Consider the following 15,742-nt stretch of genomic DNA (forward strand, 5'->3'; position numbering starts at 1 on the left):
GTGCTCACGGGCTACATCCGGAAGACGCCGAAACCGTCGGCGCCCTTCACCGGGCCACTGTGGATCGCCGAGAGGCAGAGCCCGAGGACGGTCCGGGTGTCGCGCGGGTCGATCACCCCGTCGTCGTAGAGCCGGCCGGAGAGGAACAGCGCGCCGGACTGCGACTCGATCTGCTGCTCGACCATCATTCGCATCGCCGCGTCGGAGTCCTCGTCGTAGTCGCGCCCCCGCGCGGCGGCGGCCTGCCGGGCCACGATGGAAAGCACACCGGCGAGCTGTGCCGGACCCATCACCGCCGACTTCGCGTTCGGCCAGGTGAACAGGAACCTCGGGTCGTACGCCCGGCCGCACATGCCGTAGTTGCCGGCCCCGTACGAGGCGCCCAGGTTCACCGTCAGGTGCGGCACCGTCGAGTTGGACACCGCGTTGATCATCAGTGCGCCGTGCTTGATGATGCCGCGCTGCTCGTACTCGGTGCCCACCATGTAGCCGGTGGTGTTCTGGAGGAAGATCAACGGGGTGTTCGAGGCGTTCGCGAGCTGGATGAACTGCGCCGCCTTCTGCGCCTCCTCGCTGAACAGCACACCCCGCGCGTTGGCCAGCACACCCACCGGGTAGCCGTGCAGCTCGCCCCAGCCGGTGACCAGCGCGTCCCCGTACGCCGGCTTGAACTCGTCGAAGTCGCTGCCGTCCAGGATCCGGGCCAGCACCTCGCGGGGATCGAACGGCACCTTCAGGTCGCCGCTGACGATGCCGAGCAGCTCCTCCGGGTCGTACTTCGGCGGCTGCGGCACGGCCGTACGCGGCGACGGGCCCACCTTGTGCCAGTTGAGGCGGCGGATGCACTGCCGAGCCAGCCGGATGCCGTCGCGCTCGTCCTCGGCCAAGTGATCGGCCAGTCCAGACGTGCCGGCGTGCATAGCCGCGCCGCCCAGCGACTCGTCGTCGGTGACCTCGCCGGTGGCCATCTTCACCAGCGGCGGCCCGGCCAGGTAGACCTGCGACCGGTCCCGAATCATGATCACGTGGTCGGACATCCCCGGCACGTACGCGCCACCCGCTGTGGCGTTACCGAAAACCACGCTGACCGTGGGGATCTTCGCGGCGGAGAGCCGGGTCAGGTCCCGGAACACCCGACCGCCCGGAATGAAGATCTCCGCCTGGGTGGGCAGGTCCGCGCCCGCCGACTCGACCAGGTTGACCATCGGCAGCCGGTTGGCCAGGGCGATCTCGCCGGCCCGCCGGGTCTTGGCGAGGGACCACGGGTTGACCGCGCCGCCGCGTACCGTCGGGTCGTTGGCGACGATCAGGCACTCCACGCCCTCGACCACGCCGATGCCGGTGACCACGCTGGCGCCCACCGGGAAGTCGGTGCCGTACGCCGCCACCGGCGACAGCTCCAGGAACGGGCTGTCGGCGTCCACCAGCAGCTCGATCCGCTCCCGGGCCAGCAGCTTGCCCCGCTTGTGGTGCCGGGTCACGTACTTCTCGCCGCCGCCCGCGCGGGCCTGGTCCAGCGCCGCGTCCAACTCGGCGAGTCGGTCCAGCAGCGCCGCCCGGTTCGCCACGAAGCCGGGCGCGGACGGGTCGGCAGCGGTGTCCAGTGTGGTCACAGGCCCATCCCCTTCACGATGATCTCGTTCATGATCTCGGTGGCGCCGCCGCCGATGCCGAGGATCCGGGCGTCGCGGTAGTGCCGCTCCACCTCGGCGTCACGCATGTAGCCGAACCCGCCGTGCAGTTGCAACGCCTGGTCGACGACCTGATCGCAGGCGGCCACCGCCACGTTCTTGGCCATCGCCACCTCGGTTACCACCGGCTCACCGGCCGCCACCCGAACCGCGACCTCGTGCACGTACGCCCGGGCCGCCTCGGCGCGGGTGTGCATCTCGGCGAGTCGGTGCCGGACCACCTGCCTGCTGACCAGCGGACGCCCGAAGGTCTCCCGGTCCCGGCACCAGCGCACTGTCAGCTCGACGCAGCGCTGCGCGGTGGCGTACGCCTGGGTGGCCAGCGAGAGCCGCTCGGCGGCGAAGTTCTGCATGATCGCCAGGAAGCCGGTGTCCTCCGCGCCGATCCGGTTTGCCACCGGCACCCGCACGTCGACGAACGACAGCTCGGCGGTGTCCGAGCAGTGCCAGCCCAGCTTCTCCAGCCGACGTCCCACGGTGAACCCGGGGCTGTCCTTGTCGATGACCAGCAGGCTGACCGAGCCGCTGCCAGGGAAACCGGTGCAGACCGCCGTGGTCACGAAGTCGGCCCGATGCCCGCTGGTGATGTACGTCTTCGACCCGTTCACCACGTAGTGGTCGCCGTCGCGGCGGGCGGTGGTGCGGATGCCGGCCACGTCCGAACCGCCGTCCGGCTCGGTGATCGCCAGCGCCCCGATCATCGTGCCGGCCAGGGTCGGCCGGACGTACCGCTGGATCAGGTCGTCGTCGCCGGGCGTCGAGGTGCCGCCGAGCCGGCCGACCAGCGAACCGCCGATGCCCACGCCCGCCGCCGCGACCATGTGCGGCAGCGCGATGCCGTGCGTGAACAGGGCCGCGATCAGGCCGGACGAGCCGCCGGAGCGGATCACCTCCTCCGTCACGATGATCGAGTCGAGCAGGTCGCCGCCGCTGCCGCCGACAGACTCGGGGAAGCCGACGCCGAGCAGGCCGAGCTTCGCGGCGGTGGCGTGCAGGGCTCTCGGCACCTCGCCGGCCCGCTCCCAGTCGTCCAGGTGTGGCAGCACCTCCCGGGTCACGAAGGCCCTGGTCAGCTCGCGCAACTGCCGCCGCTCCGGAGTGTCCACGATGCTCATGCCACCTCCCCATCGTTGGCCGCAGGGTCGATCGACAGGTCGGCCGGCAGGTCGACGAGCCGGGAGCGCAGCAGCTCGCCGAGCGCCTTGGCCTGCGGATCGAACCGGGTGGACGCGGCCACTCCCGCCCCGAGCAGGCCCTCGATCACGAAGTTGACCGCACGGAGGTTCGGCAGCTCGTAGCGCCGCACCACCAGCGGCGCGGTCTCCGGCAGCAGCTCGGCCAGCCGCTCGACGGTCAGCCAGCCGCGCAGCCACGCGTACCCGGCATCGGAGCGCGCCCAGACACCGAGGTTGGCGTCGCCGCCCTTGTCCCCGGAGCGAGCGCCGACCAGTTCGCCGAGCGCCCCGCGTCGGGTCGGGCCGTCGACCGCGGTCGCGTCGCCCGGTGCCGCCTCGGTGTCCGGGACGGGCGTGGGCGCGGTGTGGCTCGGGGGAGCGATCGGTACCCGTGCGCCGCCGGGCAGCACCGCCACGTGCGCCACCGCGTCCTGCGGCACGGCGTCGGAGGTGAAGACGCCGTACGGTGTCGCGTCGCCCGGCAGGGTGGTCAGCGTGCAACCCGGGTACGAGGCCAGGGCCAGCTCCACCGCAGCGGCCGAGAAGGCCCGGCCGGCCCGCGTCCGGTCGGTGTCGCGCAGGTGGACGTGGAGCAGGGCGCTGGCCGCCTCCGTGTCGGTGGCGTCCGGGTGGTCGGTCCGGGCCAGCGTGAACTCCAGCCCCTCCTTGCCGACCGCCTCCTCCATCTGCCCCCGCACCAGGGCCGCCTTCGCCTCGATGTCCAGCCCGCAGAGGACGAAGGTCATCGAGTTGCGGAAGCCGCCGAGGTTGTTGACGCCTACCTTCAACGTGGCGGGCGGCGGAGTGCCCCGGACGCCGGAGACCCGGACGCGGTCCGGCCCATCGGCGTGAAGCGTTACCGAGTCCAGCCGGGTGACCACGTCCGGCCCCAGGTACGCGGGCGAGCCGACCTCGTAGAGCAGTTGGGCGGTGACCGTCTCCACCGTGACCGCACCGCCGGTGCCCGCATGCTTCGTGAGCACCGCGGAGCCGTCCGGGTGCACCTCGGCGATCGGGAAACCCGGCCGGCGCCCTCCGTCGGGCAACTCGGTGAAGAAGCTGAAGTTGCCGCCGGTGACCTGCGCGCCGCACTCGAGGAGGTGCCCCGCGACAGTCGCGCCGGCCAGCTTGTCGAGGTCGTCACGACCCCACCCGTACCGGGCGATCGCCGGACCGACGACCAGCGACGCGTCGGTCACCCGGCCGGTCACCACGACGTCCGCCCCGGCGTCGAGGCAGGCGGCGATCCCGAACGCGCCGAGGTAGGCGTTCGCGGTCAGCGCGTCGGGCCGCTGGAGCGCGTCGCCCTCGACGTACCCGACCCGCACCGGCACGCCCAGCCGACCGGCGAGGGCTTCGATGGCGACGGCCAGGCCGGCCGGGTTCAGCCCGCCGGCGTTGGTCACGATCCGCACGCCACGGTCGAGGGCCGTGCCGAGGCAGGTCTCCAACTGGCGCAGGAAGGTCTTCGCGTACCCCAGGTCGGGGTCGCGCAGCCGATCGCGGCCGAGAATCAGCATCGTCAGCTCGGCCAGGTAGTCACCGGTCAGCACGTCCAGCTCGCCGCCGTCGATCATCTCCCGCCAGGCGGTGAACCGGTCGCCGTAGAAGCCGGAGGCGTTGCCGATGCGGATCACGCCAGGGCTCCGTTCCGGCTGGCCGGCTCGCGGCCGGCGCCCGGCGGGCCGGCGAAGGCCTGTGCCACGTCGAGCCACTCGTCGGCGACCGGGCCGCTTGCCAGCAGGGCGAGGTCCGCGCGGTGCCGGCGCTGGGTGACCAGCAGGCAGAAGTCCCGAGCCGGGCCGGTCAGTCGGTCGGCGGCGTCCGCCGGACCCCAGGCCCACGTGTCGCCGCTCGGCGCGGCCAGCTCGACCCGGACCGGCGCCGTCGGAACCGGTCGGCCGTGGGCGGCAAAACCGTGCCCGAGGGTACGCACGCCCAAATGCGCCACGTGCCGGAGCCGGTCCGAGGCAGGGCGGACGACACCGAGCGTGTCGGCCACGTCCTCGCCGTGTGCCCAGGTCTCCATGATCCGGGCGGTCGCCATGGAGGTGGCTGACATCCGGGTGCCGTACCAGGGCAGTTTCTCGCCGGCCGGAACCACCGCGAGCGCGTCGTTGAGGGCTGCCCGGCCGGCCCGCCAGCGGGCGAGCAACTCTGCGGGCGGGGCGAGGAACTCTTCAGCGCCAGCGTCGACCAGCCGGGACGGGTCCGGCGCGGCCAGCACCGTCGCGTAGAACGCCTCCGCGTCGGTGGCGGCCAGCACCGCCACGTGGTCGGTCCAGGCGAGGTGGGCGATCTGGTGGCCGATGCTCCAGCCCGGTGCGGGGGTCGGCCGCGCCCAGTCGCCCGCCGACAGGGGTGCCACCAGAGCGTCCAGTTCAGCGGACTCAGCGGCGAGGTCCGCGAGTAGGTCGGTGAGGTCGACCATGGTGCCTCCGGTCGGTGCGGGCCGGTGCGGCCGGTGGTCAGGGGGTGAGCAGGGTGGCGAGTTGGCGCTTCCAGGTGACGAGCAGGGCGGTGCGACGGGCCGAGTCGTCGCTGAGCAGGTTGGCCACGCCGAGTCCGCGGAGCAGGTCGAGGGTGGCCTGCACTGCCTCCCGGACGCCGGGTCGGCGCTCGTCGACGCCGAGCAGCGAGAGGGTGAGCCGGTGCATCTCCCGACCGACCATCGCCTCCAGCGGCATAAGGGCGTCGCGAAGCTCGCGGTCGGTGCGGGCTGCGACCCAGAGTTCGAGTGCGGCGACGAAGAGCGGCCCGGTGAACGCGGCGGCGAGCAGATCGATCACCCGGTCCAACCGCTGCGGGCCGGCCGGCAACATCTCCGCCTCGGTGCGCAGCTCGTCGGCCCGGCGCTCGGCCAGATGGGCGACGGCGGCCGTGACCAACGCGGCCTTCGTGGGGTAGTGGTGCAGCTGCGCACCACGCGAGACACCGGCCCGGGCGGCGACGACGGTGGTCGTGGTGCCGGACCAGCCGTGCTCGATCAGGCAGTCGACGGTCGCCTCCAGCAGGCGGGCCTGGGTGAGGCGACTGCGCTCCTGCTGCGGGACACGGGTCGATGCGGCGGCCATGCGGGACAGCCTGCCGGCTCAGAAACAAACAGTCAAGACTGACTTTTTCTGGGTGCTCGCGTTACGGGGTGGGGCGGTGGAACGGTGGGGCCGGTGCGTGGTCGCGGCGTGGCACCGCCCCAAGGGTTGGGTGCAGTGTGGTGGCGCCCTTTGGAGCTGATGTCACAAACGAGTCATCGGCCGGTGTGGTCCGCGCGGACTCATCTACTGGTCGCGTCGGAGCGGTTGCGTCGGCGTGGCCGACAGCGCGTCGCACGAGCGTGGCGGTGTCGGGTTGGTCGCGTCGACCTGGTCGCGTCCCTCAACTCCGTTACGACCCGGGTCACCGCACCGACCGTTGGGCAGCCAGGCCTGGCAGTGTCGGCCCGGTCGGGTCGGCCTGGTCGGGTCGGCCTGGTCGGGTCGGCCTGGTCGGGTCGGCCTGGTCGGGTCGGCCTGGTCGGGTCGGCCTGGTCGGGTCGGCCTGGTCGCGTCGGCCTGGTCGCGTCGGATTGATGTCGCCCGCTGATGTCGCAAGCGATTCAGCTCCAAAGGCCCCCAGCATGGACCCCACCCGCTGCCTCGGCGGCGGTCGCGACGGCTGCCGTCGCGGGGACGGCCGTCGAGGACTGCTGCTTTGACGGCCGTTGCGGGGGTCACTGCTCAGCGGCCGTCGCGGGGGCCGAAGGCGGCCAGCGCGTCGGCGTCGCTGTGCTGGGAGCGCAGGTACTCGTCGACCCAGGCAGCGGCGTCGGGGAAGGTCGACTCGGCTGCTACCCGGGCGCAGGCCGCGTCCACGTCGAAGACGGTACGGCGTAGCTGCACACCTGGCCCGAGCAGTGCCCACCACGCACCCGTACCTCCGTACGGTATGCCGATGCTTCCAGGGTTGACCACCAGGCGTCGGTCGACCAGCCGGGTGAAGGGCATGTGGGTGTGACCGCAGACCACCGTCGAAATCTCGGCCGGAAGGTCGGCGAAGACCTCCGACCAGCGCTCCATCCGGGAGTCGACGAGCACGACCTCCTCGTCGTCGCGGGGTGTGGCGTGGCAGAACAGCGTCTGGCCGAGACCATTGATCTCGAACGTGGCGGTTGTCGGCAGCCCGGCGAGGCGGGTGAGTTGGTCGTCGCGGAGTTGCCCGGCGGCCCAGTTCGACACCTCGATCGAGGCGGGCCGGCCGGCTCGTGCCTCGACCAGTTCGCGGTCGGCGTTGCCTCCCACCCAGCATGCGCGATCACCGAGGCCGGCGAGCACGTCCAGCACCTCGACCGGCTGTGGGCCGGCCGCGATGTCGCCGGTGAGCACGATCAGGTCAGCGGTGGCGACGTCCGGCTCGGCCAGCACGGCCTCCAGCGCGGGCAGCACTCCATGGATGTCGGAGAGCACGGCAACCCGGTTCAGCATCCCCCCACCCTCACCGCCGCGCCGGCCGGACGCCAGCGATTCTGCGCCGGGCAGACCGCCGGGCAGAGCACCGACACGCCGACCGGCCCGGACCGCCGAGGGCGATCCGGGCCGGGGAGATACGGCGGTCAGGGGTCAGACGCGGGCGCGACGGGCCAGGCGCTCCGGGTCGAGGATGATGATGCTCTTGCCGTCCAGCCGCAGCCAGCCGCGCGAGGCGAAGTCCGCCAGCGCCTTGTTGACCGTCTCCCGGGAGGCGCCGACGAGCTGGGCGATCTCCTCCTGGGTGAGGTCGTGGGTCACCCGCAGGACGCCGCCGTCGCGCGTGCCGAACCGGCCGGCCATCTGGAGCAGGTTCTTGGCGACCCGGCCCGGCACGTCCGTGAAGATCAGGTCGGCGAGCGAGTCGTTGGTCCGGCGCAGTCGCCGCGCCAGCACCCGGAGGAGCTGCTCGGCGATCTCCGGGCGGTTGTTCAGCCACGGCCGCAGGGCCTGCTTGCGCAGCCGTACCAGCCGGGTGTCGGTCACCGCGGTGGCGGTCGCCGTACGCGGACCCGGGTCGAAGAGCGACAGCTCACCGACCATGTCCGACGGCCCCATCACCGCGATCAGGTTTTGCCGGCCGTCGGCCGCCCGGCGGCCAACCTTGATCTTTCCGGACAGCAGGATATAGAGGCTGTCGCCGGGCTCGCCCTCGTTGAAGACGATCTCGCCCTTGCGGACCTCGATCGTCTCCATCTCCTTAGCGAGCGCCTCGGCAGCTTCCGGGTCGACACCCTGGAAGATCCCGCTGCGTGCCAGTACCTCATCCATCACGCACCTCCGGTTGCGCGTGCCGTCCGTCGGCCCGGGGCCGCCGTCCGCTGATCCCCTCGCGCGCCGCCAAGTCTAGGCGCACGTGAGCATGAATCAGAGGTCGCCCCTGGAATCCTGATCGGTGGGCGTAACCTGCCCGACGTGCTGAGCGATCCGAGTCTGACCAGCCGCGTCGAGGACGGGCGGCGTATCCCGCTGCTCGTCTGGCGCGCCGACGGGCCGCTGCGGGCGGTCAGCAGTGGCCCGCTCGGCGGTGGCATCGGCGTCCGGCGCTGGGTGTTGAACGCGACGGTGCCCATGTCGTACGACCGGGACGACCCCGCCGCCCACCTGGCCGCGCTCGCCACGGACCTGGCCCTCGACGGGCCCGGGGTCGGCCTGCTGACCGGCGTCGACGTGGCCGAGGTGGTGGCCCGGACCGACACCGGCGTGCGGGCCTGGGCGACGGTCGGGCTCGGCACCCCGGTGCTCGCCGCCGCGCCGGCCGCCGACGCGCTCACCCAGCGCGTCGGCACGGTCAACATCGTGGTGTACGTGCCGGCGCGGCTCGCCGACTCCGCTCTGGTCAACGCCGTGGCCACCGCCACCGAGGCGAAGACCCAGGCGATCAGCGAGCTGGGGCTGCCGGGGACCGGCACCCCCACCGACGCGGTCACGGTGCTCTGCCCGGTGGACGGGCCGGAGGCCACGTACGGCGGGCCGCGCTCCACCTGGGGCGCCCCGCTGGCCCGAGCGGTCCACGCTGCGGTGCTCGCCGGCGGTGACCGGCCGGTCGTGCCCTGGTCAGACCAGCTGACCGGCTGAAGTTCCGACCGATCGGCCCTCGTCGGCGCGTTTACGGGCCGGTAGGGTCGCGGGCGATGTACGCTACCGCCCCCCTCGCGTCCCGCCCGCGTCGCCGCGTCGCCCTCGGCCTCGCCGCGCTGCTGGCCGCCCTTCTCGTCACCGGTTGCGCCGAGGCCGCTGAGGCTCCGGTGTGGCAGCCGGGCGTCGGTGGCGGTGGCACCGGAGCGCCGGTGGCCACGGCCGGCCCGAAGGCCAGCGGTGACGCCTCGGCCGCCAGCGGGGGTGACGCCATCTCGTTGTCCGCGACCGGCGACATCATCATGGGCAACGCACCGAACCGGCTGCCCGCCGGCGGCGGTAAGGGTTTCTTCGACTCGGTCACCCAGGCACTCAAGGCCGACCTGGTCATGGGCAACCTGGAGGAGCCGCTGACGGTGGACACCGGCACCGGCAAGTGCGGGGCCAACTCGACGCGCTGCTTCCAGTTCCGGGCTCCACCGGAGTACGCCGCCCACCTGCGTGACGCCGGCTTCGACCTGCTCAACCAGGCGAACAACCACGGCTACGACTACGGCCCCAAGGGCTACGAGAACACCCAGCAGGCGCTGGAGAAGTACGACCTGCAGCACACCGGGGCGCCGAACCAGATCACCGTGGTCGACGTCAAGGGTGTCAAGGTGGCCGTGGCCGGCTTCTCGTCGTACGTCTGGTCGAACAGCCTCGTCGACATCGCCAAGGCGAAGGCGGTGGTCGCCAAGGCCGCCACGATGGCAGACCTGGTCGTGGTGCAGGTGCACATGGGCGGCGAGGGGGCGGACAAGACCCGCGTGAAGCCGGGCACCGAGATGTTCCTGGGCGAGAACCGGGGCGACCCGGTGAAGTTCTCGCACGCCATGATCGACGCTGGCGCGGATCTGATCGTCGGGCACGGGCCGCACGTGCTGCGCGGGGTGGAGTTCTACCAGGGGCGCCTGATCGCCTACAGCCTGGGCAACTTCGCCGGTGGCGGCAACTCGCTGAGCAACGCCGGGCGGCTCGGCTGGGGCGGGGTGCTGAAGGTGTCGCTCAAGCCCGACGGCAGTTGGGCCGGCGGCTCGTTCACCTCGACGTACATGAACTCCGCCGGCAAGCCGACGATGGACCCGAACGACCGGGGTCTGGGCCTGGTCACCGAACTGAGCCGCACCGACTTCCCGAAGACCGGCGCCCGGTTCGACACCGACGGCAAGATCTCCGCGCCGACGGCCGGTTGACCCGAGCAGGAACGTCCGGGGGGCGACGTAGGCTGGCCGTCGTGACCAGTAGCCCTCCCGGTGCCAGCGAGACCGACCTCGGGCGCAAACGCCGTGCCCGCAAGATCGGCCGGGTGCTGGCCGAGACGCACCCCGACGCGCACTGTGAGCTGGACCACTCCAATGCCCTGGAGCTGGCCGTCGCCACCATCCTCTCCGCGCAGTGCACGGACAAGAAGGTCAACGAGGTCACCCCGAAGCTCTTCGCCCGCTACCCGAGTGCCGCCGCTTACGCCGGTGCCGACCGGGGCGAGATGGAGGAGCTGATCCGGCCCACCGGCTTCTACCGCAACAAGACCGACTCGCTGCTCAAGCTCGGGCAGGCGCTCGTCGAGCGGTACGACGGCGAGGTCCCCGGCCGGCTCGCCGACCTGGTGACGCTCCCCGGGATCGGCCGCAAGACCGCCAACGTCATCCTCGGCAACGCCTTCGACGTCCCCGGGATCACCGTCGACACGCACTTCCAGCGGCTGGTGCACCGGTGGCAGCTGACCACCGAGACCGACCCGGTCAAGATCGAGCACGCGATCGGCGCGCTGTACGACAAGCGTGACTGGACGATGCTGTCGCACCGAATCATCTTCCACGGGCGACGGGTCTGCCACGCCCGCAAGCCGGCCTGCGGCGCGTGCACGCTCGTGAAGCTCTGCCCCTCCTACGGCACCGGCCCGACCGAGCCGGCCGCCGCCGCCAAGCTGCTCAAGGGCCCTCGGGCACGGGACCTGGCGGTGGCCGCCGGGGTCGACCCGGAGCTGGTGCCCGCCCAGGCGGTCGCCGCGGAGGTGCCGTGAACCGGCGTCTCGCCCTGCTCGCCCTGCCGCTGCTGTTGGCCGTCGCCGGCTGCACCGGAGGCACGGCCGACGACGACCCCGCGCCGAGGCGGGCCGCCGCCGAGCGCCCGTCGCCGTTCCGGGACTGCGCCGCGCTGGGCACGTCGCCCACCGCCGCGCCGTCGACCCCCGCGTCGCCCGGTGCCGGCACGGCGGCCCCCGCCACACCCGGCTCGGGCACGTCGACGGCACCTGGCGGGGTGGCGCTGCCGGAGCTGACCCTGACCTGCTTCACCGGCGGTGCGCCAGTCGCGCTGCGCGACGTGGCGGGGCCGGCCGTGATCAACGTGTGGGCCTCCTGGTGCCCGCCGTGCCGCAAGGAGCTGCCCGCCTTCCAGCGGCTCAGCGAGCGGGCTGCCGGCCAGCTCCAGGTGGTCGGCGTGAACAGCCGGGACAGCCGCGGCGGCGCGCAGTCCATCGGTGAGGACTTCGGCGTACGGTTCCCGATCCTGGTCGACCAGGGCGAGGCGCTGCAACGGGGACTGAACCGCAACGCCATCCCACTGACCCTCTTCGTCGACACGCAGGGCCGGATCCGGCACATCGATGCCACCGGGGCCCTCGACGACGCCCAGCTCACCACGCTGGTCCGCCAGCACCTCGGCCTGGCGGTGCCGGCGTGACCGGCCGACCGCCGGGCTGGTTCGAGCCTCTGCTGGCCCGGCTGGGCACTGCCCGTGCCGAGGACTTCACCCGCCTGACCACCCCCGCCGAGGGTGGCCGGGAGAGCGCCGTGCTGGTGCTGCTCGGCGAGCAGCCCGGCGTGGGGCCCGACGTGCTGGTTCTGCAACGGGCCGCCAACCTGCGCAACCACGCCGGCCAGCCCGCCTTTCCCGGCGGTGCCGCCGATCCCGAGGACGCCGACGTGCGCGCCACCGCGCTGCGCGAGGCGAACGAGGAGGTCGGCCTCGACCCGGGCAGTGTGACAGTGCTGGCCGAGCTGCCGAAGCTGTGGATTCCGGTCAGCGACTTCGTGGTCACCCCGGTGCTGGCCTGGTGGCACGACCCGCACCCGGTGCACCCCCGGGAGCCCGCCGAGGTGGCGCACGTGGCCCGACTGCCGGTCAGTGAGCTGGTCGATCCGGCCAACCGGATGCTTGTCCGCCACCCCAGCGGTTGGATCGGGCCGGCGTTTTCGGCGCGCGGCATGCTCGTCTGGGGTTTCACCGCCGGGGTGCTGGCCACCCTGCTGGAGATGGGTGGCTGGGCCCGCCCGTGGTCGCGGAAACGGGTGGTCGAGTTGCCGCCCAGCGGGGCGACCCCGGCGCCGTCGGCCGGCACCGACGAGGTCGACGAAACCGCCCTGCGCTGACCACGCGGTCACCTTCCGCAAGCGATGGTCATCTGGCGGGCGCGCTGCCCGTACGCTTGACCCGTGTCCGTCGTGGATCTCGTCCTCCTGCTGCTCATGCTCGTGTTCGCGATCAGCGGATACCGTCAGGGTTTCGTCATCGGCATCACGTCGCTGTCCGGGTTTTTCCTGGGTCTGCTGCTCGGCCTCCAGGTCGGGCCGCTGTTCGCCCGGCAGTTCGTGGATGCCGGCACCCGCGTGCTGATCTCCCTGGTGGCGATCTTCGGGCTGGCGGTGGTCGGGCAGGCGCTCGCCGGCTGGCTCGGCTCGCACCTGCGCAAGACGATCACCAGCGACGTGGGCAGACGGATCGACGACGTCGGTGGGGCCTTCGTCTCACTGTTCGCGGTGCTCCTGCTCGCCTGGCTGGTCGCCGTGCCGCTCGGCTCGTCCTCGGTCCCCTGGCTCGCGTCCGCGGTGCGCAACAGCGCGCTGATCACGGTGGTGAACGGTGTCCTGCCCGAGCAGGCCCACCGGCTCTCCACCGCGCTGGAGGACACCGTCGACACCGACGGCTTCCCGGACGTCTTCGGCGACCTCGCGCCCACCCGGGCCCGGCAGGTCGACCCGCCCGACCCGGCGTTGGCCGGCTCCCAGGTGGTGGTCAACGGCCAGCGGTCGGTGGTCAAGGTGCTCGGTTCCGCGCCGAGCTGCTCGCGCCGCATCGAGGGCTCCGGCTTCGTCTACGCCGACGACCGGGTCATGACCAACGCGCACGTGGTCGCCGGCACCCGATCGGTGGCCGTGGAGCTGGGCGGCGAGCGGTACGACGGTCAGGTGGTGGTCTACGACCCCAACCGGGACCTGGCCGTGCTGCTGGTGCCGGGGCTGCCCGGCCCGTCGCTACGGTTCGCCGCCGGCAACGCGGGCAGCGGATCGGACGCCATCGTGCTCGGCTTCCCGCTCGACGGCCCGTACAACGCGCAGTCGGCGCGGATCCGCGACGTCGACAAGATCAAGGGGCCGGACATCTACTCCTCCGGCGACGTCACCCGAGAGGTCTACACGATCCGGGCGCTGGTGCGCAGCGGCAACTCCGGCGGCCCGCTGCTCTCCGCCAACGGCCTGGTGCTCGGCGTGATCTTCGCGGCGGCGGCGGACGACCCCAACACCGGCTTCGCGGTGACCGCCGCCGAGGCCCGCCCGGTGGCGCTGGCCGGTGCCGAGCGCAACCGTGCCGTCGCCACCGGCGAGTGCACCTGAGCGTCGAGCGACGTCAGCTCGGGCCACCCGCGGCTTCGCCGGGTGCCGCCCGCCAACTCGTGAACGCGGCAGTGGTCGCCGCGAGCACCGCCACACCGAGCATCCAGCCGCCGATCACGTCACTGGTGAAGTGCACGCCGAGCGCCACCCTGCTCAGCCCGGTAACCACGGTGACCAGCACGGCGGCGACCCAGAGCGCGACCCGCGAGACTCCCCGCCCGGCGTACGGCAGGAACACCAGCAGGAGCACCCCGGCGGCCAGGGTGGCGTTCAGCGCGTGCCCGGAGGGGAACGAGTAGCCGGCGGCCCGTGCCACCGGGTCGAGCAGTTCCGGCCGGTCCCGGCCGACGAGCAGTTTGAGCAGCGGACCGAGCGACCCACCGACCACCATGGTGGTCGTCACCCAGAGGGCCAGCCGGCGGGCACCCCGGCGCAGCAGCCAGATCACCACGAGCAGGGCGGCGGCCCGCAGCGGCATGGGCGCGAACACCTCGGTCCAGACCCGCATCAGCGTGACCCAGGCCGGGTGGTCGAGCGCATAGTCGTGCAGCGCCTCGGTGACCGTCGTGTCCAGCCGGTGCAGCGGCGCCCAGACCCCCAGCACCAGGAGGGCGAGCAGGGCGAACGGCACCAGCACCAGGAACGCCGCCGTCGCCGCCAGGGTCAGCCGCAGGCCCAGTGCCTGGTCCGGGTCCAGACGGCGGCGCCGCCAGGACGGATGCCGGGCGGTGTCGAGGGTACGAGTGCCGGACGTACTCATGGGAGGGGTTCTACCCCGCTCGGCCGGTGATCAGCCCTGCCGATCAGCGGGCGCGCTGACGGAACCGGCGCACCATCAGGGCCGCGCCGGTGATCAGGGCGGCCAGCAGCACAGCCCCCGTCCACAGGTGCTCGGGCGCCGAATCGTCCGGTACGCCCGCAGCCCGGGCCGTCCACCCCGTCTGCTGCCGTGGGGCGGTGAAACCGAGCGGGTCGCTGCCGGCACCCTCCACCGGGTCGTCGTCGGCGGAACCGGGGGCCGGGCCGAAGCCGACCACACCGGGCGAAGTCTGATCGTCCAGCGGGTTGGCGGTCACCGACGGCACCTGAGCGGTCAGCGCGGCCACCGGGTCGACCACCCCGTACCCGAAGCGGTCGTCGCGGCCGGTCGGGCCGAGGTCCCGGGCGGTGGCCAGCAACCGGTTGACCACCTCGCCCGCGGACATCTGCGGATAGTGGGACCGGACCAGCGCGGCGGTGGCTGCCACCAGCGGCGCGGCGAAACTGGTGCCCTGCACCCGCCAGTACCCGGTGGGAGGTCGGGCGCCGACCAGGCCGGTGGCGGGGGCGGTGAGTACCGTGGCCCGGCCGGTGATCGACCCGGACCACAGGTTGTCGCTGCTGCCCTCCAGGCCGGCGACCGCGATCACGCCCGGCTCGCGGGCCGGGTACCACACCTTCGAGTTGGTGGAGGTGGCCAGGTTGCCGGTGCAGGCGACCACCACCACGTCCCGGGCGAACGCGTAGTCAAGAGCCGCCGCCAGAGCCGGGCTGTCGCCGCTGCCGCCGAGCGACAGGTTGATCACGCGGGCACCGTTGTCGACCGCCCAGCGAACCCCCTTGGCGACGATCAGGGCGTCGTCGTAGCGGTTCTCCTCGTCGAGCACCCGGACCGGCAGGATCCGGGCGTCCGGCGCCAGGCCGACCACACCCCGCTTGTCGTCCTTGCGGCCGGCGATCAGGCCGGCGACTGTCGTGCCGTGCCCCACCGGATCCGGGCCGGCGCCGCCGGCGGGACCAACGAGGTCCACGCCGCTCAGCACCTGGCCGACCAGGTCGGGATGGGTGCCGTCCACTCCGGAGTCGACCACCGCGACTGTCACGCCCCGGCCGGTCGAGGTGCGCCAGGCCGTCTCGGCTCGCAGCTCGTCGAGCTGCCACTGCTCGTCGCGGACCTGGTCGGTGCGGGCCACGGTGTCGCCGGGGGCGAACGCCATCGGTGCGCCGGCGAGCTGTCCGCCAGTGGTGGGCGCCGTGACGGGTGCGGCGGCCGGGGCCGTGACGGCGAGCGTCGCCACCACACCGAGCAGCGCCCGGCCGGCGACCCTGCGGGCCGCTGCCGGACAGCTGTGCCGAACCCCAGTCACATCCCCAGCCAT

The 15,742-nt window shown here is 72.8% G+C and carries 15 protein-coding genes; 6 read left to right on the forward strand and 9 right to left on the reverse strand.

Going from position 1 to position 15,742, the window contains the following annotated elements; translation table 11 throughout:
• Window positions 1-11: 11 nt before the first annotated feature.
• The 7 genes from ABZ808_RS22575 to ABZ808_RS22605 all read right to left on the reverse strand — a co-directional run bounded on the left by ABZ808_RS22575 (window position 12) and on the right by ABZ808_RS22605 (window position 8,139).
• Window positions 12-1,613 (reverse strand): carboxyl transferase domain-containing protein, encoded by a 1,602-nt coding sequence (locus tag ABZ808_RS22575; RefSeq protein WP_357009773.1) that lies wholly within the window; start codon window positions 1,611-1,613, stop codon window positions 12-14.
• The gene (locus ABZ808_RS22580) at window positions 1,610-2,806 is read right to left on the reverse strand and encodes an acyl-CoA dehydrogenase family protein (RefSeq protein ID WP_357009776.1); all 1,197 of its coding nucleotides are present in this window, start codon (window positions 2,804-2,806) and stop codon (window positions 1,610-1,612) included. Before ABZ808_RS22580 ends, ABZ808_RS22575 begins: the two co-directional genes overlap by 4 nt.
• Complete coding sequence (locus ABZ808_RS22585; protein WP_357009779.1) at window positions 2,803-4,503, reverse strand: acyclic terpene utilization AtuA family protein; 1,701 nt, start codon at window positions 4,501-4,503, stop codon at window positions 2,803-2,805. The genes ABZ808_RS22580 and ABZ808_RS22585 overlap by 4 nt, the downstream gene beginning before the upstream one ends.
• Window positions 4,500-5,297 carry a TIGR03084 family metal-binding protein gene (locus tag ABZ808_RS22590; RefSeq protein ID WP_357009782.1) on the reverse strand — a complete coding sequence of 266 codons (798 nt, stop codon included), beginning with the start codon at window positions 5,295-5,297 and terminating at the stop codon, window positions 4,500-4,502. The genes ABZ808_RS22585 and ABZ808_RS22590 overlap by 4 nt, the downstream gene beginning before the upstream one ends.
• Before the next feature lie 37 nt (window positions 5,298-5,334).
• The gene (locus ABZ808_RS22595) at window positions 5,335-5,940 is read right to left on the reverse strand and encodes a helix-turn-helix domain-containing protein (RefSeq protein ID WP_357009785.1); all 606 of its coding nucleotides are present in this window, start codon (window positions 5,938-5,940) and stop codon (window positions 5,335-5,337) included.
• Between the two features lie 642 nt (window positions 5,941-6,582).
• Window positions 6,583-7,326, reverse strand: a complete 744-nt coding sequence (locus tag ABZ808_RS22600; RefSeq protein ID WP_357009787.1) for a metallophosphoesterase family protein — start codon at window positions 7,324-7,326, stop codon at window positions 6,583-6,585.
• Window positions 7,327-7,461: 135 nt separating this feature from the next.
• Window positions 7,462-8,139, reverse strand: coding sequence for a Crp/Fnr family transcriptional regulator (locus ABZ808_RS22605; protein WP_007466162.1), 678 nt, complete (start codon window positions 8,137-8,139; stop codon window positions 7,462-7,464).
• A 144-nt stretch (window positions 8,140-8,283) separates the two neighbouring features.
• Here ABZ808_RS22605 and ABZ808_RS22610 point away from each other — a divergent pair, with 144 nt between their 5' ends.
• The 6 genes from ABZ808_RS22610 (at window position 8,284) to ABZ808_RS22635 (ending at window position 13,604) form a co-directional block, all read left to right on the forward strand.
• A complete protein-coding gene (locus ABZ808_RS22610) occupies window positions 8,284-8,946 on the forward strand; it encodes an adenosylcobinamide amidohydrolase (protein WP_357009789.1) in 663 nt (220 codons plus the stop codon).
• Window positions 8,947-9,002: 56 nt separating this feature from the next.
• Window positions 9,003-10,181, forward strand: coding sequence for a CapA family protein (locus tag ABZ808_RS22615; RefSeq protein WP_357009792.1), 1,179 nt, complete (start codon window positions 9,003-9,005; stop codon window positions 10,179-10,181).
• 41 nt (window positions 10,182-10,222) lie between these two features.
• The gene (nth, locus tag ABZ808_RS22620; RefSeq protein ID WP_357009794.1) at window positions 10,223-11,011 is read left to right on the forward strand and encodes an endonuclease III; all 789 of its coding nucleotides are present in this window, start codon (window positions 10,223-10,225) and stop codon (window positions 11,009-11,011) included.
• On the forward strand, window positions 11,008-11,673 hold the full coding sequence (locus ABZ808_RS22625) for a TlpA disulfide reductase family protein (RefSeq protein WP_357009797.1): 666 nt from the start codon (window positions 11,008-11,010) through the stop codon (window positions 11,671-11,673). Before nth ends, ABZ808_RS22625 begins: the two co-directional genes overlap by 4 nt.
• Window positions 11,670-12,362 carry a CoA pyrophosphatase gene (locus tag ABZ808_RS22630; protein ID WP_357009800.1) on the forward strand — a complete coding sequence of 231 codons (693 nt, stop codon included), beginning with the start codon at window positions 11,670-11,672 and terminating at the stop codon, window positions 12,360-12,362. Before ABZ808_RS22625 ends, ABZ808_RS22630 begins: the two co-directional genes overlap by 4 nt.
• A gap of 63 nt (window positions 12,363-12,425) precedes the next feature.
• Entirely contained in the window at window positions 12,426-13,604 is a 1,179-nt protein-coding gene (locus ABZ808_RS22635; protein WP_357009803.1) for a MarP family serine protease, read from the forward strand.
• A 13-nt stretch (window positions 13,605-13,617) separates the two neighbouring features.
• Here ABZ808_RS22635 and ABZ808_RS22640 read toward each other — a convergent pair whose 3' ends face one another.
• The gene (locus ABZ808_RS22640) at window positions 13,618-14,364 is read right to left on the reverse strand and encodes a phosphatase PAP2 family protein (protein ID WP_357009806.1); all 747 of its coding nucleotides are present in this window, start codon (window positions 14,362-14,364) and stop codon (window positions 13,618-13,620) included.
• Window positions 14,365-14,407: 43 nt separating this feature from the next.
• Window positions 14,408-15,742, reverse strand: coding sequence for a type VII secretion-associated serine protease mycosin (gene mycP / locus ABZ808_RS22645; RefSeq protein WP_357009809.1), 1,335 nt, complete (start codon window positions 15,740-15,742; stop codon window positions 14,408-14,410).

The organism is Micromonospora sp. NPDC047527, assembly GCF_040643015.1.
Classification (GTDB): domain Bacteria; phylum Actinomycetota; class Actinomycetes; order Mycobacteriales; family Micromonosporaceae; genus Micromonospora.